The organism is Sphingomonas sp. LH128 (genome assembly GCF_000293195.2).
Classification (GTDB): Bacteria; Pseudomonadota; Alphaproteobacteria; order Sphingomonadales; family Sphingomonadaceae; genus Novosphingobium; species Novosphingobium resinovorum_A.
Window position 1 is genome coordinate 1 of record NZ_ALVC01000163.1, and the last position, 5817, is coordinate 5817.

Consider the following 5817-nt stretch of genomic DNA (forward strand, 5'->3'; position numbering starts at 1 on the left):
TCGACGGCAAGCGCGTGCTGGAGGATCAGGTCGCGGCAGTCCGCCAGATGCTGGTCGATTGCGAGGCCGAGCGGTGCCGGGCATCCACGAAGTTCGCGATGCGGTTCATCGCCCTGACTGCCGTGCGCCCGAACGAGGTCCACGGCGCGCGCTGGGACGAATTGCATGACCTCGACGGGAAAGACCCGCGCTGGGTGATCCCGGCGGCCCGTATGAAGGGCGACGAGGACCGAAAGGCCGAGGAAGACGGGGACCATATCGTCCCGCTGTCCCGTCAGGCGCTGGAAGTGCTCGACGCGGCGCGGCTGGTGACCGGGCATTTCCCGCTGATTTTCCCCAGCGAGCGCAACCCGTTCAAGCCCATGTCGGAGAACACGCTGCGCGCGTTGCTGATTCGCGGTGGATACGGCGGTCGGCACGTGCCGCACGGCTTCCGCGCCGCTTTCTCGACGATCATGAACGAGCGCGCTGATCGGGAGTGGAGGGCAGGGGGACACCGGGGTGCTTCGCCGGATCGCGCCATCATCGATCTGATGTTGGCCCATGTACAGGACAACAAGGTTGAGGGTGCCTATAACCGAGCCGGGTATCTGGAGCGGCGGCGCGAGCTGGCGCAGGAATGGGCCGATCTGCTGACGGCTGACTTCTGGGAGCCCGAGGTCCACCTCGGGCAACCGATCAGGTACGCGCATAATGGTCCAGCCCGCGCTGCGTGAACGCAATTAGTCCGGGTCCCGTTCGAACTCTTCTTTGGCTCTCCGGAAAAATGTCGGTTTATTGAAGAGTAGTTTGTGATTGAGCGGCATTACGGCGGCTACCCGGAACAGCGCTTCTGAAACTTCCTCTCCCTCCGACCCGTCGGCAGCGGGTCGGATGTATTCTTTGGCCTGCGGGTCTTTGAAAATCTCATTGAGCGCCGTTAGGCGGCTCATGATGGGAAGGAGCATCCCCGAGGGGAATTGCTCTCGGATTGCAATGGCGGCACGATTGAACGGCGTGTCCGTCAGTTCGAACCGCTCGACCCCTCCAGTGTCATCGGATCTAATGTTGACGCCCATGCCCCGCACGCTGGTGTTGGGGATTTTGCCCAAAGCCACATTGCTGCCCAATGCATACGCGAACGTCAGTTCAGCAGCCGTGACCGTTGGGATAGCTGGCAGACGTCTTTTCGACGATAAACTCATTCTGCCGATCCGCCTTCCGCTCCCCGCTGCAAAATCTTGGTTTGTGCCTGCTCGGTCATAGCGGCTTCCCACTTCTCCAGATCGTCGTAATCAGTCTGAAGGGCCGGAGACATGACCTTGCCGTCCGGGCGTAATATCGCATGATGCGTGCGAAGATCTTCGTTGTACATCTCGTCAAGGGTTACGGGATCAGGGCCATACTCGCCCATTCGCCAAGCGAGAATGGGCGTTCGATCTATCCACGGCTCTAGATTTTCAAGATCGTCGGAGTGGTAGTAACCTAAGACGAAGAATCCATCTTGCGCCGGCACAAAGGCTTGGCCTGCACGCTTGATCGCCTCAATTTGCGTATCGTAGATTTCGACAGGAGCACCCCCATCGCCCTTAAGAAAGGCGCGAGCGTACCTGAGGTGCCCGACGCTCGTCGGTTCGGAGCTTGGAATAATGCGCTCGATGCTGGAGATCGGGTAAAGGTTGCCGTTCCTGCTCTCAAAGAATTTCATGCCGTCTTGCTCCCTTCCTTTATGCCATCGTCGTCCGCCATGGCCTCCTTGATGAGGTCCGGCCAGTTTTCCATGGCCTCCGCCAGCGCGGGACGTTGATCGGGCATTTCGCGATAGATCGCCCAGACGAGCGTGTTGACGCCTTCCTTGAGAACGCCTTCGCGGAGCCAGTCACCTGACACCAGCCCGGCAAGTCCTTTGGCGAAGTCGTCGGCCAGAACCTCAACAGCCGCTTCGATCTCAAATTTGCCCATGTTGATCCCCGCTACCCGCGCTGCGATTCGCGCCAGGCGATGATTTCAGCTTCACTCCAGCGGCTTGCATATCCCCCCGGCTTGTACTGCTGGGGAAAACGCTGTTGACCGATGAGCCGGTAAATCATGGCCTTGCTCAAACCGGTCGCCTCCATCACCTCGCTCATGCGCAGGAGGCGGTCCCGGGGGGGCGTACTGGCAGTTTCTTGGGGCATTATCCGCCCTCCGGTGGTTCGGGAAGATGATCGAAGCGGGCAGCATCCTCAGGCGTCGCGCTGCGGATGAGTTCGGTGGACGAGGCAAGTGCAGAGAGGCGCCTGACCAGCGTGCGCATGGATGCTCGTCCGGATATGGCCCCCTCGCATCGTACGACGTTCTTGGCGGCGTCAGCGACATCCTCCAACAACTGCGCGCGCCTGAGGTTTTCGACCGCCTTGTCTCGCTGCCGCTTCGTGATCTTGACGTAGTTCCCGAGGCTCTTGGCCTGCTCCAGCTTATCGGCCAGTGCGGTGGGAGTGCTGAGGGCGGCCGTTCGAGCGGCGATCTTCTCGTTCGTGCTCACTGCTTAGTCGCTCCCATTCCGAGGGCCTGTGCGACATCGGCGCGCGTCACCGCATGCATTTCATCCAGCGCCTGCAAAGCTACCCCGCTCGGCGTGTGAACCATTGCCACCATGGCTGCGGCCTTCCAGAGCGCGCTTGCCCCTTCCAAGGGCAAGAAGCTCAGCGCCACCGCTTCGTTCGCCAGATGCACCGCGAGGGCGTTAAACTCCTCCTCGTCAAGTGAGGCGCCGGGCTTCTGTTCTGCGCGCGCGATTCTGGCCCTGGCTGCGGCATTCTCCCGAGAGAGCACCTCCGCGTGAAGGGCTTCGGTCACGATCCTGACATAGACCGCAGGCAGCGTGACAGTAGGGCCGAGATCGCCAGGCCGTCCTTCGGCTGCAGGCAAGGCGGCGGTCAACTCTTCGACCGACGGCAATAGCGTCTCGATATGCTTGGCAACGGCGAGGGCGGACCCGACTGCGGGATTATCGTTTGTGCTCACTGGATCGTCGCTCCGGGGCGAAACGGGATGACCTTGCGATCCAAGGGCACGATGACGATCGGTAGGCCGATTTTCGCCTGCAGCTTCGTCGCCCGATTAACTGCCTCATCTCGGGTGTTGGCAAAGTCGGTTTCGCGGTACTCATCGAACGATCCGTCAGGCTTCTGGACGCTGATCGTCCAGCGCCACGAAACCTCGACCGGCTCGCCGTTGCAGGTCCAGCCGTCGCCGGTGATCTCCGTGATATAGATCGTGCCAGAGGGCGGGGTCCATCCGGTCGGCCGAGGCTGCGGGTCTGGAAGCGGAACCCAGGCTGTCGGCTCCTGGCCGCATCCTTCGTCATCGTACCAGCCTGTGTCTCCCCAGGTGACGGGCATCCATGGCTGCCAGCGCGTCTCCGTCGGGCCTTCCGGCAAGACGAGCCCGAGAACCCAGCCGCCGTTCTTCGGCGCGGTCTCGATGGGTTGCGGCACGGGAGAGGCCACCTCTTCGATCTGGATTCCGCGCGCGACAAGAGCAGCCTCTAAGACGCTGGCGTGCTGCGCGTCGCAAGCGGCCAATGCTCGGAGCACTGCGGCGGCACGGGGCAGATCGCTATCGCGGATGTCGGCGAACCCTGCGGTGTCGGCAGCGGCGCGCCATTCCGCCTTAGGCATTACCTCCGGCTGGGTGCTCTGCCAGCGGCAGAACTCCAGAATGCGTTCATCGGTGGGTCGGGGCATACTTCTTCCTTCATTGTCTGGGCTTATCCTCGCCCCCGCCGCGCACGGCAGGGGTCCGGGAAGTGCAGTCAGTTGGCGGTTTTGCCGATGAAGGGGACGGCTGAGCCGGGCACCATCGTGGTCGGCAGATGGCCGTCCCATTTCTCGATGGCGCGCAGTTCGGCGACGCCTGCGTTTTCCTTGAGCGCCTGGCCTTCGATCTTGAGGGCTTCGGCCTTGCCCTGCGCCGCCGCTATCATGGCATCCGACCGGGCCTTCGCGGTGGCGACCTTCGCCTGTTCGGCCAGCGCCTGCTGCTCGTTGGCGACGCGGTCGTTGATCTGGTTCTGGATCGCCTGCGGGAGGTTGATGTTGCCCGCCCACGTCAGCTGCTCGATCACGATGCCGTACTTCGACAGGTAGCCCGAGGCATCCTCGTGCGCCTTGTTGATCAGCCACGCCTTCTTGGCGCCGTAGATCTCCTCGACGGACAGGTTCGACGAGTTGCGCACGATCGCGTCGCGCACCGTGTTGCGGATCTGCGTTGACAGGATGCTGTCCATGTCGCGGCGGAAGGTCGCGAACAGGACCGGCACCTTGGCCGGGTTGGCGCGGTAGGCGATGCTCACGTCGGCCGATACGGCGAGGCCAGTCTTGTCCTGGAAGCGCAGCGTCTCGTCGCCGTTCCAGGTGTAGTTGCTGGTGAAGACGGGGTATTCGTAGATCGTCGAGCCCGGTGGCGTGAAGTACCAGCCCACGTCGAGCGCCTTGGGCTGCACGCCGGTGCTGCCGCCGACGTTGGATACTTTCACGCCGACGTGTCCGGGCGTGACGCGATCGAAGCTGCAAGAGCCGATCATGAGGATGATGACGACGAGAAACCCGACGCCGGCCAGAGAGAAGATACTTCGATTCACTTGATGATCCTTCCACTGCGGTACGCGAAATAGGTGACCCACCCGATCCATCCGGCGAACAGGGCGACGCCGCAGACGAGGGCGATCGTGTCGTGCGCGCTGATGAGGGCGGGGATTGCGAAGACGCCGAAGAAGCCGGCGAGGAGGATAGCGGCGCCCTCGTAGACCGCGCGGCGTTCGCGCTGGGTCATGTCGGTCCGCCGTTCTGCGATGTCTTTTCCATGCGATTTCCTTGCTGTGGGGACGTGCGGGCTGGCCGCCCCGGCATCGAGCGCACGGTCCGCTCGATGGGGATGAGGGCGCGCTGGACCTTCATGGCGGTGTTGCCGCCGCCGTCGCGGGCGCTGATTTGGTGCAGGAGGTAGTCCGCGATGCGGTCGCGCATCTGTTCGCTGGCCGCGAGTTCGCGTTCTTCGCTGTCGCTCACGACACCTCCTCGGCGGCTGGAACCTCATCGTAGGCCATGAGAAGGGCGTCCCTGATCGCGCAGGCCCGCGTGTCCCCTCCCTTGAGGCCGGTGACGAAGCTGCCCCATTCCTCGGCGGAGTAGCGCAGCAGCGCCTGAAATAGCCGGTCGGGGTCGAAGCCCTCCGGCGGGGACGCCAGCACCTTCACCAGCCCGAGGAAGATCGAACCGGAGTGGATGAGCTTCTGGTCGGGGAAGGCTTCGGCGATGTTCGTCAGCGCTGCCGATACGACCGGCGCGCCGTGCTTGCGCAGCGTCGTGGCGATCGAAGCCGTGAAAGCGATCTCGCCCGGCCGCCATGCAGCCGATGCTGTGTTGCGGGTGACCGCAAGTCCTGCCTCGCCCACCAGCCGCTGGATTTCCAGCGCGTCCTCATCGGCAGCCGCAAGCGCCGCGTGGAAGTCGTCGAGCCGGTTCATCGCCTTGCGGCTCCGGTTCATGGCGATGAACATCTTCGCCTCCTCCTCGACGTTGGCGAAGGTGAAGACGCAGCAAGGCAGGTCCGGCAAATCGGGACGCATCTGTGCGGCTAGCGTGCGGTGCTGGCCATCGATCACGACCAGCTTTTCATGCTCGCGGCGCGAGACGACGAGCGGTGTACAGAGCCGCCAGTCGAAGTTCGCCGCGATGCTGGCGATCAAACGCTGCGACGCATGGTTCTCGGTCGACCTCTGATAGCTGGCGTCCAGCGACAGGCGATCGACATGAATCCATTCGATCGTCGGTCGCGAGCCGATGACTGGCGGGT

Annotated in this window: 12 protein-coding genes; 1 reads left to right on the forward strand and 11 read right to left on the reverse strand. The window is 63.1% G+C overall.

What is annotated here, in order from left to right; translation table 11 throughout:
* On the forward strand, nt 1-716 hold a 716-nt coding region (locus LH128_RS13725), incomplete at its 5' end, for a tyrosine-type recombinase/integrase (RefSeq protein ID WP_008830245.1).
* 6 nt (nt 717-722) lie between these two features.
* Here the strand turns inward: LH128_RS13725 and LH128_RS13730 are convergent.
* The 11 genes from LH128_RS13730 to LH128_RS33425 form a co-directional block, all read right to left on the reverse strand.
* Nucleotides 723-1184 carry a hypothetical protein gene (locus LH128_RS13730; RefSeq protein WP_008830246.1) on the reverse strand — a complete coding sequence of 154 codons (462 nt, stop codon included), beginning with the start codon at nt 1182-1184 and terminating at the stop codon, nt 723-725.
* Nucleotides 1181-1687 carry a hypothetical protein gene (locus LH128_RS13735; RefSeq protein WP_008830247.1) on the reverse strand — a complete coding sequence of 169 codons (507 nt, stop codon included), beginning with the start codon at nt 1685-1687 and terminating at the stop codon, nt 1181-1183. The genes LH128_RS13730 and LH128_RS13735 overlap by 4 nt, the downstream gene beginning before the upstream one ends.
* Complete coding sequence (locus LH128_RS13740) at nt 1684-1941, reverse strand: hypothetical protein (RefSeq protein WP_008830248.1); 258 nt, start codon at nt 1939-1941, stop codon at nt 1684-1686. The genes LH128_RS13735 and LH128_RS13740 overlap by 4 nt, the downstream gene beginning before the upstream one ends.
* An 11-nt stretch (nt 1942-1952) precedes the next feature.
* Nucleotides 1953-2156, reverse strand: a complete 204-nt coding sequence (locus LH128_RS13745; RefSeq protein ID WP_008830249.1) for a helix-turn-helix transcriptional regulator — start codon at nt 2154-2156, stop codon at nt 1953-1955.
* Nucleotides 2156-2503: a hypothetical protein gene (locus tag LH128_RS13750; protein WP_008830250.1), complete on the reverse strand. Its 348-nt coding sequence runs from the start codon at nt 2501-2503 to the stop codon at nt 2156-2158. The genes LH128_RS13745 and LH128_RS13750 overlap by 1 nt, the downstream gene beginning before the upstream one ends.
* A complete protein-coding gene (locus LH128_RS13755) occupies nt 2500-2985 on the reverse strand; it encodes a hypothetical protein (protein ID WP_008830251.1) in 486 nt (161 codons plus the stop codon). Before LH128_RS13755 ends, LH128_RS13750 begins: the two co-directional genes overlap by 4 nt.
* Nucleotides 2982-3707, reverse strand: coding sequence for a phage protein (locus LH128_RS13760; protein WP_008830252.1), 726 nt, complete (start codon nt 3705-3707; stop codon nt 2982-2984). The genes LH128_RS13755 and LH128_RS13760 overlap by 4 nt, the downstream gene beginning before the upstream one ends.
* 68 nt (nt 3708-3775) lie before the next feature.
* Nucleotides 3776-4603 carry an SPFH domain-containing protein gene (locus tag LH128_RS13765; protein ID WP_008830253.1) on the reverse strand — a complete coding sequence of 276 codons (828 nt, stop codon included), beginning with the start codon at nt 4601-4603 and terminating at the stop codon, nt 3776-3778.
* On the reverse strand, nt 4600-4794 hold the full coding sequence (locus LH128_RS13770; RefSeq protein ID WP_008830254.1) for a hypothetical protein: 195 nt from the start codon (nt 4792-4794) through the stop codon (nt 4600-4602). The genes LH128_RS13765 and LH128_RS13770 overlap by 4 nt, the downstream gene beginning before the upstream one ends.
* The gene (locus LH128_RS13775) at nt 4791-5030 is read right to left on the reverse strand and encodes a hypothetical protein (RefSeq protein ID WP_008830255.1); all 240 of its coding nucleotides are present in this window, start codon (nt 5028-5030) and stop codon (nt 4791-4793) included. The genes LH128_RS13770 and LH128_RS13775 overlap by 4 nt, the downstream gene beginning before the upstream one ends.
* Nucleotides 5027-5817: ParB/Srx family N-terminal domain-containing protein (locus tag LH128_RS33425; RefSeq protein ID WP_008830256.1), on the reverse strand; the 791-nt coding region annotated here is incomplete at its 5' end. The genes LH128_RS13775 and LH128_RS33425, both read right to left, overlap by 4 nt.

Bases quoted from the DNA above. Each gene is read 5' to 3' on its own strand.
- LH128_RS13760 (WP_008830252.1), bottom strand. From the start codon at position 3,707: ATGCCCCGACCCACCGATGAACGCATTCTGGAGTTCTGCCGCTGGCAG.
- LH128_RS13770 (WP_008830254.1), bottom strand. From the start codon at position 4,794: ATGACCCAGCGCGAACGCCGCGCGGTCTACGAGGGCGCCGCTATCCTC.
- LH128_RS13740 (WP_008830248.1), bottom strand. From the start codon at position 1,941: ATGGGCAAATTTGAGATCGAAGCGGCTGTTGAGGTTCTGGCCGACGAC.
- LH128_RS13730 (WP_008830246.1), bottom strand. From the start codon at position 1,184: ATGAGTTTATCGTCGAAAAGACGTCTGCCAGCTATCCCAACGGTCACG.
- LH128_RS13745 (WP_008830249.1), bottom strand. From the start codon at position 2,156: ATGCCCCAAGAAACTGCCAGTACGCCCCCCCGGGACCGCCTCCTGCGC.
- LH128_RS13735 (WP_008830247.1), bottom strand. From the start codon at position 1,687: ATGAAATTCTTTGAGAGCAGGAACGGCAACCTTTACCCGATCTCCAGC.